Annotated in this window: 11 protein-coding genes; 1 reads left to right on the top strand and 10 read right to left on the bottom strand. The window is 74.3% G+C overall.

Annotation, left to right across the window (positions count from 1 at the left end; translation table 11 throughout):
- Positions 1-131: 131 nt before the first annotated feature.
- From glgB to K353_RS26770, 4 genes are all read right to left on the bottom strand, one after another.
- A complete protein-coding gene (gene glgB, locus K353_RS26755) occupies positions 132-2,567 on the bottom strand; it encodes a 1,4-alpha-glucan branching protein GlgB (RefSeq protein ID WP_111556098.1) in 2,436 nt (811 codons plus the stop codon).
- Positions 2,568-2,730: 163 nt separating this feature from the next.
- Positions 2,731-4,164, bottom strand: a complete 1,434-nt coding sequence (locus K353_RS26760; protein ID WP_370447666.1) for a maltokinase — start codon at positions 4,162-4,164, stop codon at positions 2,731-2,733.
- Positions 4,165-4,490: 326 nt separating this feature from the next.
- Positions 4,491-6,209 carry a maltose alpha-D-glucosyltransferase gene (treS, locus tag K353_RS26765; protein WP_111556099.1) on the bottom strand — a complete coding sequence of 573 codons (1,719 nt, stop codon included), beginning with the start codon at positions 6,207-6,209 and terminating at the stop codon, positions 4,491-4,493.
- A complete protein-coding gene (locus K353_RS26770; protein ID WP_111556100.1) occupies positions 6,206-8,161 on the bottom strand; it encodes an alpha-1,4-glucan--maltose-1-phosphate maltosyltransferase in 1,956 nt (651 codons plus the stop codon). The genes treS and K353_RS26770 overlap by 4 nt, the downstream gene beginning before the upstream one ends.
- A 1,042-nt stretch (positions 8,162-9,203) precedes the next feature.
- Between K353_RS26770 and glgP the strand changes: the two genes are divergently transcribed.
- Entirely contained in the window at positions 9,204-11,888 is a 2,685-nt protein-coding gene (glgP, locus tag K353_RS26780) for an alpha-glucan family phosphorylase (protein ID WP_111556101.1), read from the top strand.
- A 78-nt stretch (positions 11,889-11,966) separates the two neighbouring features.
- Here the strand turns inward: glgP and K353_RS26785 are convergent, their stop codons facing one another.
- The 6 genes from K353_RS26785 to K353_RS26810 all read right to left on the bottom strand — a co-directional run bounded on the left by K353_RS26785 (position 11,967) and on the right by K353_RS26810 (position 23,058).
- Complete coding sequence (locus K353_RS26785; protein WP_111556102.1) at positions 11,967-13,733, bottom strand: ABC transporter ATP-binding protein; 1,767 nt, start codon at positions 13,731-13,733, stop codon at positions 11,967-11,969.
- Positions 13,730-15,547: an ABC transporter ATP-binding protein gene (locus tag K353_RS26790; protein WP_111556103.1), complete on the bottom strand. Its 1,818-nt coding sequence runs from the start codon at positions 15,545-15,547 to the stop codon at positions 13,730-13,732. The genes K353_RS26785 and K353_RS26790 overlap by 4 nt, the downstream gene beginning before the upstream one ends.
- A gap of 96 nt (positions 15,548-15,643) precedes the next feature.
- Entirely contained in the window at positions 15,644-17,038 is a 1,395-nt protein-coding gene (locus K353_RS26795) for a hypothetical protein (protein WP_111556104.1), read from the bottom strand.
- A gap of 196 nt (positions 17,039-17,234) precedes the next feature.
- On the bottom strand, positions 17,235-19,184 hold the full coding sequence (locus tag K353_RS26800; protein ID WP_111556105.1) for a discoidin domain-containing protein: 1,950 nt from the start codon (positions 19,182-19,184) through the stop codon (positions 17,235-17,237).
- 200 nt (positions 19,185-19,384) lie between these two features.
- Complete coding sequence (locus K353_RS26805; RefSeq protein WP_111556106.1) at positions 19,385-21,217, bottom strand: ABC transporter ATP-binding protein; 1,833 nt, start codon at positions 21,215-21,217, stop codon at positions 19,385-19,387.
- On the bottom strand, positions 21,214-23,058 hold the full coding sequence (locus K353_RS26810) for an ABC transporter ATP-binding protein (protein ID WP_111556107.1): 1,845 nt from the start codon (positions 23,056-23,058) through the stop codon (positions 21,214-21,216). The genes K353_RS26805 and K353_RS26810 overlap by 4 nt, the downstream gene beginning before the upstream one ends.
- Positions 23,059-23,144 lie beyond the last annotated feature (86 nt).

Below are 23,144 nucleotides of genomic sequence, written 5' to 3' on the forward strand. Positions count from 1 at the left end.
GTGGAGCTCTCCGTCCGGTCGTCCCAGGCTGCGGTCGTACCGACCATACCGTCGTACCGGACGGGGGACTTGCTGCGGCACCGCCGCTACCGCCGCACGGGTCGGGCGCCGCGCGGCGGTGGCGGAGCGGTTCAGCGGGCCGGGCGGAGCCAGACGGTGGCCAGCGGCGGCAGGACCAGCTCGGCCGAGCGCGGCTGCGCGTTCCACGGCTCGGACTCGGACTTCACCGGGCCGGAGTTGCCCACCCCGCTGCCGCCGTACTCCTCGGCGTCGGTGTTGAGCACCTCCTCCCAGACCTGCTCGGCCCCCTCCAGCCGGGGCAGGCCGACCCGGAAGCCGTGCCGGACCACCGGGGAGAAGTTGCAGACCGCCACCAGCGGGCTGCCGTCGGCGGCGAAGCGGACGAAGGACAGCACGTTGTCCTCGGCCGCCCCGCCGTCCAGCCAGGCGAACCCGGCCGGGACGGTGTCCTGCTCGTACAGCGCCGGGGTGTCCCGGTAGACGTGGTTGAGCGCGCCGACCAGGCGCTGCACGCCGCGGTGGTCGGCGTGCGCCGGCCAGCCCTCGTCCAGCACCCACCACTGCGGGCCGTGCTCGTGGTCCCACTCCGCGCCCTGGGCGAACTCCTGCCCCATGAACAGCAGTTGCTTGCCCGGGTGGGCCCACATGAAGCCCAGGTAGGCCCGGTGGTTGGCACGCTGCTGCCACCAGTCGCCGGGCATCTTGGCGACCAGCGACTGCTTCCCGTGCACCACCTCGTCGTGCGAGATCGGCAGGACGTAGTTCTCCGAGTAGGCGTAGACCATCGAGAAGGTCAGCTCGTTGTGGTGGTACTTGCGGTGCACCGGCTCCTTGGCGATGTACACCAGCGAGTCGTGCATCCAGCCCATGTTCCACTTCAGGCCGAAGCCCAGCCCGCCGCTGTCGGTCGGCCGGGTCACCCCCTCCCAGGCGGTGGACTCCTCGGCGACCGTCAGCACGCCCGGGCAGCGCCGGTAGACGGTGGCGTTCATCTCCTGCAGGAAGGAGGCCGCGTCCAGGTTCTCCCGGCCGCCGTACTGGTTGGGCGTCCAGGCGCCGCCCTCCCGGGAGTAGTCCAGGTAGAGCATCGAGGCCACCGCGTCCACCCGCAGGCCGTCGACGTGGAACTCCTCGCACCAGTACACCGCGTTGGCGACCAGGAAGTTGCGCACCTCGGTGCGGCCGTAGTCGAACTCCAGCGTCCCCCAGTCCGGGTGCTCGGCGCGCAGCGGGTCGGCCGGCTCGTACAGCGGCTCGCCGTCGAACCGGGCCAGCGCGAAGCCGTCCTTGGGGAAGTGCGCGGGCACCCAGTCGACCAGCACGCCGATGCCGTGCCGGTGCAGGGTGTCGACCAGGTGCCGGAAGTCGTCCGGGGTGCCGAGCCGGGCGGTCGGGGCGTAGAAGCCGGAGACCTGGTAGCCCCAGGAGCCGCCGAACGGGTGCTCCATCACCGGCATGAACTCGACGTGGGTGAAGCCGAGTTCGTTCAGGTAGCCGGGCAGCACCTCGGCGATCTCCCGGTAGGACGTCAGCTCCGGCCGCCAGGACGCCAGGTGCAGCTCGTAGACGGACATCGGGGCGCGGTGGTGCACGGTGCGGGCGCGCCGCGCCATCCAGTCGGCGTCCTGCCACTCGTGCCGGGAGACGGTCACCACCGAGGCGGTGTCCGGCGGGCACTGGGTGGCCCGGGCCAGCGGGTCGGCCTTCTCCAGCCGGTGCCCCTGCCGGGTGAGGATCTGGTACTTGTAGCACTCGCCCTCGCCGACCCCCGGCAGGAACACCTCCCACACGCCCGAGGAGCCCAGCGAGCGCATCGGGTGCGCGGTGCCGTCCCAGTGGTTGAACGAGCCGATCACCCGCACCCCGACCGCGTTCGGCGCCCAGACCGCGAACGCCGTGCCGGCCACCCCGTCGACCGTGCGCGGGTGCGAGCCCAGCGCCTGCCACAGCTGCTCGTGCCGGCCCTCCCGGATCAGGTGCAGGTCCAGCTCGCCCAGCGTCGGGGCGAACCGGTAGCCGTCCTCCTGGGCCAGCGGCTCGCCGCCCGGGTACGTCACCCGCAGGGTGTAGCGCGGGAAGCTCTGCCCGGTCAGCAGGCCGGTGAACAGGCCGCCCTGCTGGTGGGTCAGCTCCGCCGGGCCCAGCTCGGTCTCCACCACCACCCGCTCCGCGAACGGCCGCAGCACCCGGATCGCGGTGCCCGTCGGCACCTCGTGCGCGCCCAGCAGCGCGTGCGGGTCGTGGTGCGCGCCGGAGACCAGCCGCTCCACCTCGGCCGGCGGCAGCGGGGCCTCCGGCAGCCGCAGCGCGCCCCCGGCGGCCGGCGGCCGGGCCGCGGCGGAGTCCGCCGCGCCCGCCCGCCCGGCCGGCTTCGCCGCGGTGGACTTCGCCGGGGCCGCGGCCGGGGTCTTCGCGGCGGGGGCCTTCGCGGCGGGCTTCGCAGCGGGCCGCCCGGCGGTGGCCTTGCTGCGCGGACCGCTGCGGAACGTGGCCGGGACGGCCGGGGGGCGGTCGGCGGACGGGTCGAGCGGACCGAGCGGGGTCACGGCGGAATCCTCCAGGATCGGGGTGCCTTGCGCGGGGGACGCGGGGGACGCGGGGAGCTGTCGGGGAGGGACGGGTGGCACGGGTCGTACGGGCCGCGCCGGTCGTACGGGTGGCGCGCGGGCGCGCGGCGGCCCGGCCGCCGGGCGGGCGGCCGGGCCCGGGTCAGACGGAGTCCGCCAGGCGGTTGATCGCGGCCAGCGGGATGGGCAGCCAGCTCGGCCGGTGCCGGGCCTCGTACACCACCTCGTAGACCGCCTTGTCGATCTCCAGCGCCCGCATCAGCTCCGGGGTGCCGGCCGGGTCGACGCCGCCGCCCGCGGTGTAGCCCGCGCAGTACGCGGCCCGGTTGCGGGCGGCCCAGGCCGAGGCGAGCAGGGCCAGCTCCGGGTCCTGGCCGGGGGCGCCGGCCAGCAGGTGGGCGGCCGCGTAGTCGAAGGAGCGGAGCATCGCGGCGACGTCCCGCAGCGCGGGCTGCGGGAGGCGGCGCTCGGCCAGCGGCTTGGCCGGCTCGCCCTCGAAGTCCAGCAGCACCCAGCCCTGCGGGGTGCGCATCGCCTGGCCCAGGTGCAGGTCGCCGTGGATCCGCTGGACCAGCAGGCCGTCCAGGTGGGCCTCGGTGAGCTGCTGGAACGCGGCGCGCAGCGCGGGGCGGTAGCGCATCAGGCCGGGCACGGCGGTGACCGCGGAGTCCAGCCGGGCGGCCATCGCGTCGGCCAGCTCGGCGATCTTCGTCCGGTCCAGCCGGGCGGTCGGCATGCTGCGGGCCAGCACCCGGTGCACCTCGGCGGTGGCCCGGCCCAGCCGGTGCGCCTCGATCGCGAAGTTGCCCGGCGAGGGGTCGCCCTTGAGCCGGGCGACCTGGTCGAGGGCCAGCTCCCAGCCGTCCTCGGCGTCCGCCAGGTAGCGCTGGAGCAGGCCCAGGGTGGCGGGCTCGGAGCGCTCCAGCCGGCACTCGAACCAGGCGGCGACCCGCGGGATGCGGGTCGACCCGGCCCGGGACAGCGCCAGCGAGAGTTCCAGGTCGGGGTTGGTGCCCGGGCTGATCCGGCGGAACAGCTTGAGGATGAACTCGGTGTCGTAGATCACCGAGGAGTTGGACTGCTCGGCGGTGGACGCCCGCCCCGGCAGGTTGCCCGGCAGGCCCGGGCCGGGGGTGCGGCGGAACGACAGCGAGCCGAACCGGTCGCCGGTCGCCAGGTGCTCCAGCAGCCGGCCGGTCAGCTCCGGGTCGTGCACCGCGTCGTAGAGCGTCGCCCCGTCGTAGGTGCCGCCCGTCAGCCGGCCCAGCACCGCCATCGGGCCGACCGAGGCGGGCTGCTCCGAGCGGATGCCCAGCAGCAGCTGGTAGACGTCCTCCGGGCCGGCGGAGGCACCGCCGTACTCGACCCGCACCAGCAGGTGCAGCAGGGCCGGGTCGCCGACCTGGAGCGGGGTGCCGACCACCGGGGTGAGCGCGGCGATCGGCCGGCCCTTGCCGGCGTACCAGCGCTGGGTGGGCAGCCACTCGGCGATCAGCGGCACGGCCGCCTGGACCAGCTCGCCGACTCCGGCGGCGGTTCTCCGGACCCCCGGTGTGCGCGTTCCCACCGGCCCCATGGCGGCGTCGGAGGGCTCACGGTGCACGTGGGCTTGAGAACGGGAGGGTTCGGACATGACTCCCTTTCCCCGGAAGCGGGCGGCTGCCCGACGAATCGTGGCCGGGCCCAGCAGTCTTCCGGATTTCGGCGGCGCGGCGGCGACGGCACGCGAGCAGCGGCTCGGTGTCACGCCTTCGTGTGGGTGGCCGTTGGGCTGTTCTCCGTACGCGGTGGTGCGAAGACCCCCGGGGGCGCGCGGGGATTCCCGCGCGCCCGCGGAGGGTGACGTCCCGTTCGGGGCCTGAGGGATCGTTACTTCTTGGACGTGCTGCGGCGTTCCGGCCGCTACCGGGACCCGGACGGCTTCGTCCGGTCCTGGCGCAGTTGGAACCAGTAGAACCCGTGGCCGGCCAGCGTCAGCAGGTACGGCCACTCGCCGATGGTGGGGAAGCGCACGCCGCCGATCAGCTCGACCGGGTACCGCCCCCCGTACTGCCGCAGGTCCAGTTCGGTCGGCTGCGCGAACCGCGAGAAGTTGTTCACGCACATGACCAGGTCGCCCTCGTACTCGCGCACGAAGGCCAGCACCGCGGGATTGCTGGAGGGCAGCTCGGTGTAGCTGCCGAGGCCGAACGCGGGGTTGAGCTTGCGGATCTCGATCATGCGACGCGTCCAGTGCAGCAGCGAACTCGAACTACTCTGCTGCGCCTCGACGTTGGTCACCTGAAAGCCGTACACCGGGTCCATGATGGGCGGCAGACTGAGCCTGCCCGGGTCCGCCGATGAGAAACCCGCATTGCGGTCCGGCGTCCACTGCATCGGGGTGCGGACGCCGTCCCGGTCGCCCAGCCAGATGTTGTCGCCCATGCCGATCTCGTCGCCGTAGTACAGCACCGGCGAGCCGGGCAGCGAGAGCAGCAGCGCGGTGAACAGCTCGACCTGGTTGCTGTCGTTCTCCAGCAGCGGGGAGAGCCGGCGGCGGATGCCCACGTTGGCCCGCATCCGCGGGTCCTTCGCGTACTCCGCGTACATGTAGTCGCGCTCCTCGTCGGTGACCATCTCCAGGGTCAGCTCGTCGTGGTTGCGCAGGAAGATGCCCCACTGGCAGCCCGAGGGGATCTCCGGGGTCTTCGCCAGGATCTCGGAGACCGGGTAGCGGGACTCCCGGCGGACCGCCATGAAGATCCGCGGCATCACCGGGAAGTGGAACGCCATGTGGCACTCGTCGCCGCCGGAGCCGAAGTCGCCGAAGTAGTCGACCACGTCCTCCGGCCACTGGTTGGCCTCCGCCAGCAGCACGGTGTCCGGGTAGTTGGCGTCGATCTCCTTGCGGACCCGCTTCAGGAAGTCGTGGGTCTCCGGCAGGTTCTCGCAGTTGGTGCCCTCCCGGGCGTAGAGGTACGGCACCGCGTCCAGCCGGAAGCCGTCGATGCCGAGGTCGAGCCAGAACTTCAGCGCCGCCATCACCTCCTCCTGCACCCGCGGGTTGTCGTAGTTCAGGTCCGGCTGGTGGCTGAAGAAGCGGTGCCAGTAGTACTGCTTGCGGACCGGGTCGAAGGTCCAGTTCGAGGACTCGGTGTCGACGAAGATGATCCGCGCGTCCGGGTACTGCTTGTCGTCGTCGGCCCACATGTAGAAGTCGCCGTACGGGCCGTCCGGGTCGCTGCGGGACGCCTGGAACCACGCGTGCTGGTCGCTGGTGTGGTTGACCACGAAGTCGATGATCACCCGCATGCCGCGCAGGTGCGCCGCGTCCACGAACTCCACGAAGTCGGCCAGGTTGCCGAACTCGGGGAGCACCGACTGGTAGTCCGAGACGTCGTAACCGCCGTCCCGCAGGGGGGAGTTCATGAACGGGGGCAGCCAGAGGCAGTCCACCCCCAGCCACTGGAGGTAGTCGAGCCGCGAGGTGAGTCCCTTGAGGTCGCCGATGCCGTCGCCGTTGCTGTCCTGGAACGAACGCACCAGCACTTCGTAGAAGACCGCGCGTTTGAACCACTCGGGGTCGCGGTCCCGGGCGGGGGTGTCGGCGAAGGTGTCGGGGACGGGCTCGTTGACTGTCACTGCGGGTTCCTCCGAACCGTGAGGAGGTGGGCCGGCCCGGAAGAGGGGTCGAGCCGGACGTAGTTGTGACGGCCCCAGGCGTAGGTGGCGCCGGTCAGCTCGTCGTGCACCGTCAGCGGCCCCGGCGCGTCGAGCGTCACCGTGGCCTCCTGGACGTGGTGCGGGTCCAGGTTGACCACGCAGATCACCCGGTCCTCCAGGCCGTCCTCGGTGACGGCGGTCTTGGAGAACGCGATGATCCGGTCGTTGTCCACGGGGTGGAAGCGCAGGTCCCGCAGCTGCTGGAGCGCGGGGTGGCGGCGGCGCAGCCGGTTCAGCGCGGTCAGCAGCGGCGCCAGCGAGTCCTGCCGGGACCAGTCGCGCGGGCGCAGCTCGTACTTCTCCGAGTGCAGGTACTCCTCCGAGCCGGGCGCCGCCGCCTCGTTCTCGAACAGCTCGAAGCCCGCGTACACCCCGAAGGACGGGGAGAGCGCCGCCGCCAGCACCGCGCGCACCGCGAACGCGGCCGGGCCGCCGTGCTGGAGGTACTCGGGCAGGATGTCCGGGGTGTTGGCGAAGAAGTTCGGCCGCATGTACGCGGCCGCCTCGCCGGTCAGCTCGGTCAGGTACTCGGTCAGCTCGGCCTTGGTATTGCGCCAGGTGAAGTACGTGTAGGACTGGTGGAAGCCGACCTTGCCCAGGGTGTGCATCATCGCCGGGCGGGTGAACGCCTCGGCCAGGAACAGCACGTCCGGGTCGGTGCGGGCGATGTCCGCGAGCACCTTCTCCCAGAAGTTCACCGGCTTGGTGTGCGGGTTGTCGACCCGGAAGATCCGCACCCCGCGGGCCATCCAGAACCGCAGGACCCGCACCGTCTCGCGGACGATCCCGTCGAAGTCCTGGTCGAAGTTGACCGGATAGATGTCCTGGTACTTCTTCGGCGGGTTCTCCGCGTACGCGATGGTGCCGTCCGCGCGGTGGCTGAACCACTCCGGGTGCTTGTGCACCCACGGGTGGTCCGGCGAGCACTGCAGCGCGAAGTCCAGCGCCACCTCCAGGCCCAGCGCGCCCGCCTCCGCCACGAAGTGGTCGAAGTCCTCCAGGGTGCCCAGGTCCGGGTGGACCGCGTCGTGCCCGCCCTCCGGCGAGCCGATCGCCCACGGCGAGCCGACGTCCCGCGGACCGGCCGTCAGCGCGTTGTCCGGGCCCTTGCGGTGGGCCCGGCCGATCGGGTGGACCGGCGGCAGGTACACCACGTCGAAGCCCATCGCGGCCACCGCGGGCAGCCGCTCGGCGGCCGTCCGGAAGGTGCCCGACACCGGCGGCTCGACGCCCGAGGGGTCGACCACCGCGCCCTCCGAGCGCGGGAAGAACTCGTACCAGGAGCCGAACAGCGCCCGCTTGCGGTCCACCTGGAGCGGCTGCGAGCGAGTGGCCGAAACCAGCTCCCGCAGCGGGTACCGGTCCAGCAGCGCCGTCACCTCCGGGCCGAGCGCCGCCGCGTAGCGGCTCAGCGGCGGCAGGCCGGTGTCGCGCAGCGCGTCCACCGCCGCCAGCACCTGGGCCCGGCCGTCCTTCTTCGGCACCCCGGCGGCGGCCCGCTCCAGCAGCTGCGCGCCCTCCTCCAGCACCAGCGCGGTGTCGATCCCGGCCGGGAGCTTCACCGCCGCGTGCTTCTTCCAGGTCGCCACCGGGTCGGACCACGCCTCCACCAGGTACGACCAGCGGCCCGGCACGGTCGGCGTGACGTGCGCGCCCCAGCGGTCGCTGCCCTCGGACAGCTCGCGCATCGGCGTCCACGGGCCCGAGCGGCCGCGCGGGTCGCGCAGCACCACGTTGGCGCCGACCGCGTCGTGGCCCTCGCGGAACACCGTGGCGGAGACCAGGAAGCGCTCCCCCTCCACGGCCTTGGCCGGACGCCGGCCGGCGTCGACGAGCGGGGTCACGTCAAGCACGGGGATGCGGCCGATCACGGTGTCGCTCTCTGTCGTCTTGCGGGCGGGACGGGCGGCGGCGCGCTTGGCGGCCGGCCGCGCGGCGGTCTCGGCGGAGGTCCCGGCGGCCTCGCCGGCGGACCTGGTGGCGGTCTTGGCCGCGGACTTCCGGGCGGGTCTCGCCGGCGGCTCGGCGGCCGTCGCCCCGTCCGCCGTTCCGGCCGCGCCGGCGGTGGCACCGGCGGTGGCGGACCTGACGGTGGTGGTCCGTTTCGCCGCGGCCTTGCGGGGGGTGCCCGCGGCCCGATTCACGCCCGGTTCGGCGGCCTTCCGGCGGGCCGCGCCGATGCGCGGGGCCGGTACCGGGGGCTCCCCGGCCGACGGGGTGTCGGGTGTGTGGTCCGTCGGCACCGTGGACTGGTCCCGCGTGTCGCCGTGCATGCCAATGCTCCTGCCCGAGATCGGCGGCAGCTCCCGGGCAGCGGCGCCGAGGGAGTACCGGGAGGACTGCTGGGGTGAGGAAGGACGTGCGGTCGCAGCCTGCCCGTGCGGACGGACCCGGCAACCCCGCCCACCGGTCGCGGTCACGCGGCGGCGTGCAGGAACCGGACACGCGCGTCCCGGCGCGCGCCGTTCGATGCACGCCCCCCACGTGACCCAACCCACCGGAAAACGACCGGGCAGGGAACAAGGACACGCGGAGACGCGGCGACTGGGGCCGAACGGGCGAAGGAAAGTGAGGGTTCGTCGAACAGGGCATGCAGCGGCCGAGGCAGCAGGGGCGACCACCCGATCGCGCACCAGCGGCACTCACGACCCTGTTGCATCCTCGCACCACGGGCAAGGGCTGTGTGTGGGTCGGCGCGCTCTTTAAGCCGCTATGTCGCACTGCGGAAGACTCCCGCAACACCTCCGTTCCCAGAAGTTCACACCTGACGGCGCTTCTTTTCCCAGTGTGCGCCCCCTGCGCGCCGGGTTTTGCCACCACGCGCCCGGAACGATCTCAACACTGCTCCGAACGGGTGCGGCGAACGACGGTTGACGCCCCCTCAGGCGCCCGGGCGGGACTACGCTCCTTGCCGTGAAGGCAATCCGCAGGTTCACCGTCCGCACCGTCCTGCCCGAACAACTGCAGCCACTGCACGAGCTCGCGCTGAACCTCCGCTGGTCCTGGCACCCCGAGACGAGGGAGCTGTTCCGCTCCGTCGACCCGGACGTCTGGGCCGCCGTCGGCGAGGACCCGGTCCGACTGCTCGGCGAAGTCCCCGCCGCCAGGCTCGCCGCGCTGGCCGGCGACCGGCGCTTCCTGCGCCGCCTCGGCGACCTGTCCGACGAACTGCGCGACTACCTCACCGGCCCGCGCTGGTACCAGAGAGCGACCGACCCCGTCGACCCCGAGGGCGGCCTGCCCGCCGCCATCGCCTACTTCTCGCCCGAGTACGGCATCGCCGCCGCCCTCCCGCAGTACTCCGGCGGGCTCGGCATCCTGGCCGGCGACCACCTCAAGGCCGCCTCCGACCTCGGCGTCCCGATCATCGGCGTCGGCCTGTTCTACCGGCACGGCTACTTCCGGCAGTCCCTCGACCGGGACGGCTGGCAGCAGGAGCGCTACCCCCTGCTCGACCCCGACGCGCTCGCCGTCGCCCTGCTCCGCGAACCCGACGGCACCCCCTGCCGGATCGACCTCGCCCTCCCCGGCGGCCGCACCCTGGCCGCCCAGGTCTGGCGGGCCCAGGTCGGCCGCGTCCCGCTGCTGCTGCTCGACTCCGACGTCGAGGCCAACAGCCCCGCCGAACGCGACGTCACCGACCGGCTCTACGGCGGCGGCAGCGAGCACCGGCTGCTGCAGGAAATACTGCTGGGCATCGGCGGCGTCCGCGCCGTCCGCACCTACTGCCGGCTCACCGGCCACCCCGAGCCCGAGGTCTTCCACACCAACGAGGGCCACGCCGGCTTCCTCGGCCTGGAGCGGATCGGCGAACTCGTCACCGCCCACCCCGGACTCGGCTTCGCCGACGCCCTGGAGGCCGTCCGGGCCGGAACGGTGTTCACCACCCACACGCCCGTCCCGGCCGGCATCGACCGCTTCGACCGCGACCTGGTCGCCCGGCACTTCGGCGGCGACGCCGCCCTGCCCGGCGTCCCCGTCGACCAGGTGCTCGCGCTCGGCGCGGAGAGCTGGAGCGACGGCGACCCCAAGCTGTTCAACATGGCCGCGATGGGCCTGCGGCTGGCCCAGCGCGCCAACGGCGTCTCCACCCTGCACGGTGCCGTCAGCCGGGAGATGTTCGGCGGCCTGTGGCCCGGCTTCGACACGCCCGAGGTCCCGATCACCTCGATCACCAACGGCGTGCACGCCCCCACCTGGATCGACCCCGCCGTCGTCCGGCTCGGCGCCACCGAGCTCGGCCAGGAGCGCGCCGAGCACGCGATGGCCGTCGGCACCGCCGAGCAGTGGACCGGCCTGGAGCGGATCGGCAACGCCGAGGTCTGGGCGCTGCGCCGCGCGCTGCGCGCCCAACTGGTCGACGAGGCCCGCCGCCGGCTGCGCGCCTCCTGGAAGCAGCGCGGCGCCGGCGAGGCCGAACTGGGCTGGACCGGCGCCGTCCTCGACCCCGACGTGCTGACCATCGGCTTCGCCCGCCGGGTCCCCTCGTACAAGCGCCTCACCCTGATGCTGCGCGACCCGGCCCGGCTGCGCGCCCTGCTGCTCGACCCCGAGCGGCCGGTGCAGATCGTCATCGCCGGCAAGGCGCACCCCGCCGACGACGGCGGCAAGCGGCTCATCCAGAAGCTGGTCGCCTTCGCCGACGACCCCGCGGTGCGGCACCGGATCGTCTTCCTGCCCGACTACGACATGGCGATGGCCAAGACGCTCTACCCCGGCTGCGACGTCTGGCTGAACAACCCGCTGCGCCCGCTGGAGGCCTGCGGCACCTCCGGGATGAAGGCCGCGCTGAACGGCTGCCTCAACCTGTCCATCCTCGACGGGTGGTGGGACGAGTGGTACGACGGCCAGAACGGCTGGGCCATCCCCACCGCCGACGGCGGCACCGGGGAGGGCGTGGTCGACCCGGAGAGCAGGGAGGCCGAGCGCCGCGACGACATCGAGGCCGCCGCGCTCTACGACCTGATCGAGCACCAGGTCGCCGCCCGGTTCTACGACCGCGGCGCGGACGGGCTCCCGCACCGGTGGATCTCCATGGTCCGGCACACCCTGGTCACCCTCGGCCCGAAGGTGCTGGCCGGCCGGATGGTGCGCGAGTACGTCGAGCGGCTGTACGCCCCGGCCGCCGCGGCGAAGCGGCGGCTCGCGGGCGAGGACGGCGACTACGCCGCCGCGCAGGCCCTGGCGGGCTGGAAGGCCGGCGTCCGGGAGGCGTGGCCGGCCGTCCGGGTCGAGCACGTCGAGGCGGACGGGGCGGGCGAGGCGCAGGAGCTCGGCGCGACGCTGGCCCTGCGGGTCCAGGTCAACCTCGGGCGGCTGCGGCCCGAGGACGTCGAGGTGCAGGTCGTCTCCGGGCGGGTCGACGAGAGCGACCGGATCTCCGAGGCCACCACGCTCGCGCTCAAGCCCGCGGGCGGCGGCACCGACCTGGACGGCCGGATCCGCTACGAGGGCCACCTCGAACTCGCCCGCACCGGCCCGTTCGGCTACACCGTCCGGGTGCTGCCCACCCACCCCCGCCTCGCCTCGGTCGCCGAGCTCGGGCTGCTGGCGGTGCCGGTGGAGACCGGCGGGATGGACGCGGGGGTGCTGCGCTAGGACGTCCCCCGCGGGCGTTCCCGGGGCCCGGACGGGGCCCGGAGCCCGGGGAGCTGTCGGCCGCCGCGTCGCGCGGGGTCAGCCGCTCTCCGGGCCCCGGCCCCCGTCCGGGCCCTGCCAGGTGTGCCAGAGGGCGGCGTAGCTGCCCCGGGCGGCGAGCAGGTCCTCGTGCGGGCCCAGGTCGGTGAGGCGGCCGTGGGTGAGGACGGCCACCCGGTCGGCGTCGTGCGCGGTGTGCAGCCGGTGGGCGATGGCGATGACGGTGCGGCCGGCGAGGGTGGCGGCCAGCGCCCGCTCGGTGTGGCGGGCGGTGGCGGGGTCGAGCAGGGCGGTGGCCTCGTCGAGGACCAGGGTGTGCGGGTCGGCCAGGATGACCCGGGCCAGCGCGACCTGCTGGGCCCGGGCGCCGTCGAGGCGGGTCGCGGCCGGGCCCAGCTCGGTGTCCAGGCCCGCCGGGAGGTCGTGCTGCCAGCCGACCGCGTCCAGCGCGGCGGCCAGGGCGGCGTCGTCGGCCCCCGGGGCGGCGATCCGCAGGTTGTCGCGGAGGGTGCCGAGGAAGACGTGGTGCTCCTGGGTGACCAGGACGACCTGGCGGCGCAGCCGGTCGGGGGAGAGGTCGGCGAGCGGGACGCCGCCGACCGTGACGCTCCCGGACCGGGGGCGGTCGACGCCCGCGAGGAGGCGGCCGAGGGTGGACTTGCCGGAGCCGGAGGGGCCGACCACGGCCAGCCGCTCGCCCGGGGTCAGCTCCAGGTCGAGGCCGTGCAGGACGTCGGGCCCGTCCGGGTAGGCGTGGTGGACGCCGCGGACCTCGATCCGGCCGTCGGCCGGTTCGGCGCCCCCGGCGCGGGCCTGGGCGGGGACGGTGGCGGGGGCGGCGGCCAGGCCCTCGACCCGGGCGTACGCGGCGGTGCTGCTCTGCAGGGATTCGAGCAGGATGACGACGTTGTCCAGCGGGTCGACCAGGCGCTGTAGGTACAGCGCGGTGGAGACGGCCGCGCCGAGGGTGACGGTGTGGTGGGCGACCAGGACGGCGCCGAGCGGGAGGACCAGGACGGTCGGGACGGTGTAGGAGAGGTTGATGGCGGCGAAGAAGCGCAGCCGCAGGTCCAGGGTGCGCATCCGGGTCCGGTACGCGGCGGCGACGGCCGCGCGTCCGGCGGCCAGCCGCTGCTGCCGCAGGCCGAGGGCGTCGACGGTGCGGGCGCCGTTCGCGGTGGCGGAGAGGGTCTCGGCCAGGCCGGCGTTCGCGGCCCGGTCGGCGAGGTAGGCGGGGCGGGAGCGGCGCAGGTACCAGCGCGCGCCGAGGACGATGCCCAGGATGCCGATCAGCCCGCAACCGCCCAGCAGCGGGCTGACGGTGAGGATCGCGCCGAGGATGAACAGGATCTGCGCGCCGGCCACGAACAGCTCGGGCGCGGCGTCCCGGAGCGTCTCGCCGACGGCGGTGGAGTCGGCGGTGCCGCGGGCGGTGAGGTCGCCGGTGCCGGCCCGTTCGGCGGTGGCGGCGGGCAGCGCGAGGACCCGGTCGAGCAGCTGTTCGCGGACCGCGGCGGCGGAGCGCTCGCCGAACCGGTGCGCCAGGTAGCGGGCCTGGCGGCCGGTCAGGATCTGGACGACGGCGCAGCCGAGCAGCAGCAGGCCGAGCCGGTCGACGTCCGCGGTGGTGGCGCCGGCGGCGACCAGGTCGATGATCCGGCCGAGGAGCCAGGGCCCGGCCAGGCCGAGCAGGGCGGCCGCCGCGTTGAGGGCCAGCACGGCCGCGAAGGCCCGGCCGTCGGCCCGGACCAGGGCGACGGCGGCCCGCCGGACCTGGCGGGGGGTGGCGATCGGCAGGGTGCTCAACTGCCCTCCCGGAGCAGGGCGGTGGGGCTTCCGGCGGGCGGCCCGGCTTCGGCGGGTCCGGTGCCGACGGGCTCGGTGCCGTCGGGTCCGGCTTCGTCGGGTTGGGCTTCGTCGGGTTCGGTGCCGCGGGTGACCAGGGCGCGGTAGCCGGGGCGGGTGCGCAGCAGCTCGCGGTGGGTGCCGGTGGCGGCGACCTTGCCGTCGACCAGGTAGTGGACGGTGTCGGCCCGGTCGAGCAGCAGCGGGGAGGTGCTGGTGAGCAGGGTGGTGCGGCCGCTCCGGGCGGCGGACAGGCCGGCGGCCATCGCGGCCTCGGTGTGGGCGTCGACCGCGGAGGTGGGCTCGACGGCCAGCAGGACCTCCGGGTCGGCGGTCAACGCCCTTGCCAGGCGCAGCCGTTGGCGCTGGCCGCCGGAGAGGTTGCGGCCGTCGGGGGCGATCGGGGCGGCCAGGCCGCCGGGCAGGGCGTCGTGCACGTCGCGGGCGGCGGCGGCGTCGATCGCGGCCAGCAGGACCGCGTCGTCGGCCCCGGTGCGGCCGCGAACGGTCTCGCGCAGGGTGCCCGCGAACAGGGCGGCCTCGTTCTCGGCGAGGACGATCCCGTCCCGGACGGCGGCCAGCGGCAGGTCGGCGAGCGGGGTGCCACCCCACTCGGCGCGGGTGGCGGCGTCCAGCCGGGCGAGGCGTTCGGCGACGGCGGCGGTGTCGGCGGGGCGGGCGGAGGCGAGCACGGTGAGTTCGCCGGGGGCGGCCCGGACGCCGGACTCGGGGTCGGTCAGCGCGGCGGGCCCGGCGGGGGCCGGCGCGGTGCCGTGGTCGGGCGCGGGGGCGAGCCGGAGGAAGGCGACCACCCGGCGGGCGGAGACCAGGGCGCGGCCGATGTCCTGGCTGCTCTCCAGCAGGAAGTAGACCGGGGCGACCAGCACGGCCGCGTACCCGAACACCGCCGCGAGCTGGCCGGGCGTCAGCCGGCCCTCGACGGCGAGGCGGGCGCCGAGCCAGGTGACGGCGGCCAGCAGCAGGACGGGCAGGCCGGAGCCGAGGGCCTGGATCCAGCTGGTGACGGCGCCGACCCGGTAGCCCTCGGCGCGCAGCCGCCCGGAGTCCGCCCGGTAGCGGGCCGCGAACACCTCCTTGCCGCCGAGGCCGTTCAGCACCCGCAGCCCGCCGGCCAGGTCCTCGAAGCGGGCGGTGAGCCGCCCCTGCCGGTCGCGGTACTCGCCCTCCACCCGCTGCTGGCGGGCGAGCAGCGGGCGCAGCGCCAGACCGAGCAGCGGCAGGCCGAGCAGCACCACCAGGGCCAGCGGCGGGGAGAGGGTGAGCAGGACCGCGGCGACCGTCAGGTAGCAGACCACCGCGCCGACGCCGGGCCCGACGAAGGTCAGCGCCAGGGACATCCGGACCACGTCGGAGATCCCGATGGTGACCACCTCGCCCGCGGACACCTGCCGGGGCAGCGCCGCGCCCAGCCAGGTGCTGTGCCGCAGCACCACGCCGACGGTGCGGAAGGTGGCGTCGGCGCGGACCAGCGTCATGGTGCGGTGCCGGTACCAGGCGAGCGCGGCGCTGAGCAGGCCGGAGCCGAGCATCGCGCCGGCCCAGCCGAGGACGGTGCCGGTCCGGCCGGTGCGCAGCCCGTCGTCCACGGCCCGGGAGAGCAGGTAGGGCTGGACGGTGAGCCCGAGCATCCAGGCGGTGCCGAAGAAGGTGCCCGCCAGCGAACGGCCGAGCTGGCTGACGGCCAGCCAGCACAGGAAGCGCAGCGGACCGCGGGTGTCTGGCTCGCCGGGCTCCCCGGCCGTCGGATCGTTCACGGAGCGAGGCTAACGGCCGCGCCGGGCCGGGGTCGATCGGATTCGCCCCGGCCGACCGCGGCGGGCCCCGGCCGCCCGCCGGGGCCCGCGGTGCCGTCAGTTGACGACGAAGGTGTAGGTGCCGGTGGTCAGTTGGGTGCCGTCCGTGGTGGTCGCGTAGACCTCCAGGTCGAACCAGCCGCTGGCGGTCGGGGTGTAGCTGATGTCGGCCTCGCCCTGCGGGCCGGCCGGCACGGTGACCTGGTCGGTGTTCCAGCCCAGGGAGTAGGTGTAGCTCGCGATCCGGCCGCCGTCGATCTTCGGGGCGAGGTGGAAGGTGCCGGGGGTGCCGACCGCGCCCGCGGCCTCGTACTCGGGGAAGTCGGTGGAGGTGATCGTCGGGGTGGTGTCGAGGTAGCCGCCCCAGGTCGCCGCCGAGCTGATCCAGCCGTTGGCGCTCGTGGAGGTGATCTGCAACTGGTCGCCCACCGGGGAGTTCAGCAGCAGGGTGGTCTCGGCGGTCCCGTCGGGGCCGGCCGGGACGACCGTGGTCCGGTACGTCGAGGTGTCGTACACGGTGTAGCTGGCCACCGGACCGGCGGCCCGTACGTCCGGGTCCGGGGTGAACCGCAAGCCGACGGGCTCGCCGAACGCCGGCGCGGGAGAGAGTTCGGTGACCGTCGGCGAGGTCGTCCTGATGTACGTCGAGTAGGTGGTGGTCTGCGACAGGTTGCCGGCCCGGTCGAGGGCGCGGACCAGCAGCCGCACCGGGCCGCTGCTCCACCCGGCGGGCGGGACCAGCCGCACGGTGACGCCGCCACCGGGGTTCTCGGCGCGGACGCCGTACTGCGGGTCCTCGTACGGGCCGTGGTACGCCGGGATGCCGTGCTCGCCGATGTCCGCGCCGGACACCGGGAAGGTGCCGGTCCAGCTGAACTGGTACCCGGCGATGTCGGCGACGCCGTTCGGGTCGAACCGGAACTCCAGCGGCGTGCCGCCCGGGTTCCACTGCCCCTCCGGGTAGTTGGGCGAGCTGACGGCGGGTGCGGCGGCGGGCGCCGTGTTGTCCGTGGTGACGTAGCAGGAGGCCGACCAGTCGGAGGCCGAGCCGGTCGCGGGGTCGATCGTGCGGGCCTGCCAGGCGTAGTCGGTGGCGTCGGCGAGCTGGGGGAGCCGGGCGCTCGCCTCCAGACCGGGGACCGCGTAGGGGTGGTCCACGGTGGCGGCCTGCGCGGGGTCCGTGACCGGCCAGTAGCGGAACTGCGCGGTGAGGCGGGTGGTGGACGGGTCGGTGGAGCCGGCGATGGCCTCGACCGTGAGTTCCTGCGAGCCGTTCGCGAAGAGCGGTGCGCCCGGGTCGGTGGAGCAGGCGCGCAGGCTGTTGTACAGGTCGGTCGGGACGGTCGGCGTACCGGTGGCGGCCCCGGAGGTGCCGGGGGTCAGCAGGACCAGGGAGACGGCGGCGGCCGCGGCCAGGGGGATACGGGCGCGGCGGTCCGAGGTGCGTGTCATCAGGATTCCCCTCCACAGAGCCCCCCGGTACCGCTCTGGCACCGGGGGCGCGGGAAGCGTACTGCGCACGATCGACATTCCGGGCGGTATTTTCCCGGCCGCCGGAAGGCCCTTGCGCGGACGGCCGTCCCTCCGTTAGCGTCACTGTGACGCTAAGGCGGAGGGGCGGCGGCCCGCCGGGTGGGGGCGCTCCGGGTCACGCGGCGAAGACCTGGAGTTCGGCGACCTGGCCGGCCGGCCAGCCGGTGTTGGCGGTGAACACCAGGCGCACCTGACGGGCGCTCACCCCGGAGGGGAGGGTGAGGGTCGCGCTGTTGCCGCTCGCCGGGTCGAACACGTACCCGGCGGGCGCCAGCAGGCGGGAGAAGGTCGCTCCGTCGGTGCTGCCCTGCACCTCCACGGTCTGGGTGCGGGCGGCCCAGGCGGCGGCCGGGGGCACCGAGAGGACGATCCGGCGGACCGGGAGGGTCGAGCCCAGGTCGGCCTGCAGCCACTGCGGGAAGGAGTTGTTGGGGCTCTCCCAGTAGCTGTTCGGGTCGCCGTCCACCGCGTTGCCCGAGCCGTAGTTCTGGGTGTGTCCGCTCTCCGCGGTCGGCCGGTGCAGCGCCAGGTTGCCGGTGGGGACGGTGGCGGGGGAGGTGGTCGCCGAGACCTGGCCGGAGGCGGGGGAGGTGTTGCCCGCCGCGTCCAGCGCCAGCACGTCGAAGGTGTACGCGGTGGCGGCGGACAGGCCGGTGACGGTGAACGAGGTCGCGGTGGTGGTGGCCCGGACCGCGCCGCCGACCCGGACCCGGTAGCCGGTGACGCCCACGTCGTCGGTCGAGGCGTTCCAGGCCAGCGAGACCGTGGTGTCGCTCTGCCCGGTCACCCGCAGCCCGCCCGGCGCGGTCGGCGCCGAGGTGTCCGGCCGGGACGGGAACGGCTGGGTCGGCCGGGCCGCCGTCACGGCCAGCTGCCCCTTGAGCATCCGGCCGCCGTCGCCGGTCAGCCGCAGGTAGTAGTCCGAGGAGCAGGCCGTGCCGTCCTCGTCCAGCGCCAGGAACCCTGCCCCGGCCGGCACCCACGCCTGCGACTCGGCGGTCTTGGCGATCTGGTTGCCCTCGTTGTACTCGTCGAACATCGAGATGTACGCGGACGCCACCCCCGCCCGGGCCATGTTGTAGAACTGCCGCCACATGAAGTCGCCGTGCGCCCGCTGCCGGTCGCCCACCCCGCCCGGCAGCACGCACGGCTGGTAGTCGATGCCGTGCGCGTTGCACTCCGCGAGGTCCGGGACGGTCGCCACGTTGTAGAAGTTGTCGGCGTCCGCGGCGCTGCCGATCCGGCCGACCAGCCACGGCGAGAGCATGTCGAAGGAGTGGTAGACCTCCGAGAAGCCCGCCCGGGAGTCCCGGTCGCCGGTGCGCCACCAGGTCGGCACCCCGCCGATCACGTAACAGCCCTGCGCCTTGAACCAGTTGAGCACGTCCAGGCACTGCGCCGGGGTGAACGGGCGCTGGTTGTCGTTGAACCCGAAGCCCCAGACGCAGACCACCGGCTTCCCGTTCTGCCGGGCGTACGCGGGCGAGGCGGTGTGGGCGCGCATCTTGTTCGTCCAGTCGGCCTTGATGTCCGACTGCATGGTCGTCCAGTCCGAGACGTCGTACATGACGTAGAACTTCACGCCCTGCGACTCCGCGGCGCTGCGCACCTTCCCCGCCATCGCGTCCCGGGTCGGGCCCTCGCCGCCGGTCGGGTTGAAGCGCTGCAGGGCGGCGGTGTCGATGCCGTACTGCTTCATCCAGCGGAAGTGCACGTCGACCGTGGACTGGTCGTAGGAGGAGAACAGCGAGGCCGGCTGGCCGTTGTTCAGGTTCGGGAAGGCCGTGGCGTACGTCTTCGGGTACTCGCGGACGTCCGGCCAGGCGACGATCGCGCTGTTCGAGGGCGAGGGGGAGGCGCCCCAGTTCCGGGCCCAGTGCCACCAGCCGTTGATCGGGGCGCCGTCGCCCGGGCAGGCGAACCAGCCCTGGTAGCCGACCGTCACCTTCCCGACCACGTCGCCCGCCGGGCTGGCCGCCTGCGCGGCGCCCTCGCCCAGGCCCACCGCCCCGAGCACGCCCGCCGCCGCCGCAGCCTGCAGGAACGTCCGTCGCGATACCACCATGCCGTTGCCTCCGCCCGGTTGACCGACACCTTGTCAGGTCCTCGACCTGCCGTCGGGATCGTAGTGAGGGCCACATCCGGCGGCAATAGACGTGACACATGACGTAAATAATCGACAGTTTGATCGCAAGATCCGGCTTGCCGAGGATCCGGTCGCGGCACGCGCGCGGGTGGAGGGGCGGACGGCCGGGGCGGGAGCGGTCAGACCAGGCTGTCCTTCCAGGTCTGGTGGAGGGTGGCGAAGCGGCCCTCGCCGGCGATCAGGGCGGCGGGGGTGCCGTCCTCGACGACGCGGCCCTGGTCCATCACCAGGACGCGGTCGGCGATCTCGACGGTGGAGAGGCGGTGGGCGATGATCACGGCGGTGCGGCCGGCCAGGACGGTGCGCATGGCGTGCTGGACGGCCTGTTCGCCGGGGACGTCCAGCGAGGAGGTGGCCTCGTCGAGGATGAGGACGGCGGGGTCGGCGAGCAGGGCGCGGGCGAAGGCCACGAGTTGGCGCTGGCCGGCCGAGATCCGGCCGCCGCGCTTGCGGACGTCGGTGTCGTAGCCGTCGGGCAGGGCGGCGATGAACGGGTGGGCGCCGATCGCGCGGGCCGCGGCCTCGACCTCGGCGCGGGTCGCGTCGGGCTTGCCGACGGCGATGTTCTCGGCGACCGTCCCGGAGAACAGGAAGGACTCCTGGGTGACCATCACGACGTTCGCGCGCAGCTCGGCGGTGGAGAGCTCGCGCAGGTCGACGCCGTCGAGGGTGATCCGGCCGGCGGTGGGGTCGTAGAACCGGGCCAGCAGCTTGGCCAGGGTGGACTTGCCCGCGCCGGTGGCGCCGACCACGGCGGTGGTCCGCCCGGCGGGCAGCACCAGGTCGAACGGGGCGAGCACCTGCTTGCCGTCGGCGTAGCCGAAGGAGGCGGCCCGGAAGGCGACCTCGCGGCCCTTGCCGCGCGCGGCGGGCAGGGCGGCGGGCGCGGCGGGCTCGGGGACGGACGGCTCGTGGGCGAGCAGGCCGGCCATCTTCTCCAGCGCGGCGGCCGCGGACTGGTAGCTGTTGAGGAACATCGCCAGCTGGTCGATCGGGTCGTACAGCCGCCGCAGGTAGAGCACGAAGGCGGTCAGGACGCCGAGTTCGAGGCTGCCGTCGGTGACCAGGAAGGCCCCGAGGACGACCACGCCGGTGATCCAGACGTTGGCCGTCAGCCGGGACAGGAAGACGTACCGGGCCATCTCCAGTAGGCCGTCCGCGGTGGCGGTGGCGGACTGCCGGTTGACGGTGCCGAACGCCCTGTCGTTGGCGGCCTCGCGGCGGAACGCCTGCACCGGGCGGATGCCGTTCATGGTCTCGGTGAAGCGGACGATCAGCCCGGCGGAGACGGTGCGGGAGCGCCGGTAGACCTGCTGGGAGCGGCGCCGGAACGACCGGACGACCAGGTACATCGGCAGGAAGGAGGCCAGCGCGGCCAGGCCGAGGCGCCAGTCGACGACCACCAGGACGACCGTGATGTAGCCGACCGACAGGCAGACCATCAGCAGTTCCTGCAGGCCCTCGGAGAGCAGCTCGCGCAGGGTGTCCACGTCGCTGGTGGCGCGGGAGATGATCCGGCCGGAGGTGTAGCGCTCGTGGAAGTCGAGGCTGAGCCGCTGGGCGTGCCGGAAGATCCGGCCGCGCAGGTCCAGCAGGACGTCCTGGTTGATCCGGGCGGCGACCCGGATGAACGCCCGCTGGAGCAGGGTGGCGGCCAGCGCGCAGCCCAGGTAGGAGAGGGTGACGGCGATCAGCGGGCCGGCGTCGTGGCCGCGCAGGGCGGGGATGCCGCGGTCGATGGCGTAGGCGACCAGCAGCGGACCGGACTGCAGCGCGGCCTGCTGGAGCAGCACGGCCAGCACGGCGACGGTGATCCGGCGGCGGTGCGGGGACAGCAGCGAGCCGAGCAGGGCGCGCGGGGCGCCGGGCGGGACGGGGATGTCCTGGTCGTCGGTGGCCGGGGGGAGGAGCTCGTCCTCCTCGGCGGCGGGTGCGGCGACGGCGGTGGTCATCGGGCCAGCGCCCCTTCCAGCTCGGACTCGCCGGACATCAGGGCCCGGTAGGCGGGACAGGAGCGCAGCAGCTCCTGGTGGGTGCCGACGGCGGCGATCCGGCCGTCGGCGAGCAGTGCGACCCGGTCGGCCAGCAGCACCGTGGACGGGCGGTGCGCGACGACCAGGGCGGTGGTGCCGGCCAGCACCCGGCGCAGGGCGCGCTCGACCAGCGCCTCGGTGTGCACGTCGAGCGCGGAGAGCGGGTCGTCCAGGACCAGGAAGCGCGGGGCGCCGACCACGGCGCGGGCCAGCGCCAGGCGCTGGCGCTGGCCGCCGGACAGGCTCAGGCCCTGCTCGCCGACCTCGGTGTCCAGGCCGTCCGGGAGCCGGTCGACGAACCCGGCCTGCGCGGTGGCCAGGGCGGCGGCGACCTGCTCGGGGGTGGCGTCGGGGGCGCCCATCAGCACGTTCTCCCGGACGGTGGCGGAGAACAGGGTGGGCTCCTCGAAGGCGACGGCGAGGTCGCGACGCAGCTCGGCGCGCGGCACGTCCCGGAGGTCGGTGCCGTCCAGGGTGATCGAGCCGGCGGTGGGCTCGTACAGCCGGGGGAGCAGCGCGGTGAGGGTGGTCTTGCCGCTGCCGGTGGCGCCGACCAGGGCGAGCGTCTCGCCGGGGCGGACGTGCAGGTCGACGCCGGCCAGCAGGTCGGGGGAGCCGGCGGGCGCGTCGGGGTAGCGGAAGCGGACGCCGGTGAAGCGGATGCCGCGGTCGTCGGACGGCGCCAGGCCGGACGGCGGGTCGGCCGGCTCCGGCTCGTCCATCACCTCGAAGTAGCGGTTGGCGGCGCTGGCGGCCTCGGCGGCGAAGCCGAGCAGCCAGCCGAGCGACTCGACCGGCCAGCGCAGGGCCAGCGCGGTGGACAGGAAGGCGACCAGGGTGCCGACCGAGAGCCGGTCGTGCGCGACCAGGACGGCGCCGGCGGCCAGGGCGCCGCCGAGGGCGAGCTCGGGCAGGCCGACGATGACCGCCCACAGGTTGCCGAGCAGGCCGGCCTTGCGCAGCTCGGTCTCGCGCAGGGCGGCGCTGTGCCGGCGGAACTCCTCGGCCATGGTGCGGTGCCGGCCGAAGGCCTTGAGGACGCGGATGCCGAGCACCGACTCCTCGACCACGGTGGCCAGGTCCCCGTTCTGGTCCTGGGCGAGCCGGGAGGCGGCCGAGTACCCGGCCTCGAAGCGGCGGGTGAAGTACAGCAGCGGGATCGCCGGGAGCACGGTGATCAGGGCGAGCCGCCAGTCGAGGGCGAACATCAGGGCGGTGCCGGTCAGGAAGACCGTGGAGTTGACGACCAGGAAGACCAGCGGGAAGGCCAGGAACAGCCGCAGCACGAACAGGTCCGAGGTGGCCCGGGAGAGCAACTGCCCCGAGGGCCAGCGGTCGTGGAAGGAGATCGGCAGCCGCTGGAGCTTGGCGAACAGCTCGCCGCGCAGCCTGGTCTCGACCCGGGCCAGCGGGCGGGCCACGATCACCCGGCGGACGCCGAACAGCACGGCCTCGGCCACGCCGAGGAGCAGCAGCAGGCCGGCCAGCGGCCACAGGGCGGACAGCTCCCGGTGGGCGACCGGGCCGTCGACGATCCGGCGCAGCACGACCGGGACGGCCAGCACGCTGAGCGAGGCGAGCCCGGCGGCGGCCATCGAGCCGAAGATCCGCCAGCGGGCCTCGCGCGCGTAGGGCCACAGGCGCAGCAGCGAGCGCACCGCGGACCGGGGTGCCGGTGCGGGTGAACCGTGGGCGCCGCCTGTTGACGGTGCGTTCGAATCCGCGGGGGTGGGCGGAGCGGGGTTCTGGTTCTCGGCCATCGCCGAGAGGGTAGGCCGTCCCGCCGACATTTCTCATCCGGTTTTTTGCCCCTGTCGGCGAGAACCGGCCGGGCCGCGGGGGCCCC

The sequence above is a fragment of the Kitasatospora sp. SolWspMP-SS2h genome (genome assembly GCF_003259315.1).
Taxonomy (GTDB): Bacteria; Actinomycetota; Actinomycetes; order Streptomycetales; family Streptomycetaceae; genus Kitasatospora; species Kitasatospora fiedleri.

Bases quoted from the DNA above. Each gene is read 5' to 3' on its own strand.
- K353_RS26760 (WP_370447666.1), bottom strand. From the start codon at position 4,164: ATGGGGCCGGTGGGAACGCGCACACCGGGGGTCCGGAGAACCGCCGCC.
- K353_RS26795 (WP_111556104.1), bottom strand. From the start codon at position 17,038: ATGACACGCACCTCGGACCGCCGCGCCCGTATCCCCCTGGCCGCGGCC.
- K353_RS26800 (WP_111556105.1), bottom strand. From the start codon at position 19,184: ATGGTGGTATCGCGACGGACGTTCCTGCAGGCTGCGGCGGCGGCGGGC.
- K353_RS26805 (WP_111556106.1), bottom strand. From the start codon at position 21,217: ATGACCACCGCCGTCGCCGCACCCGCCGCCGAGGAGGACGAGCTCCTC.
- K353_RS26810 (WP_111556107.1), bottom strand. From the start codon at position 23,058: ATGGCCGAGAACCAGAACCCCGCTCCGCCCACCCCCGCGGATTCGAAC.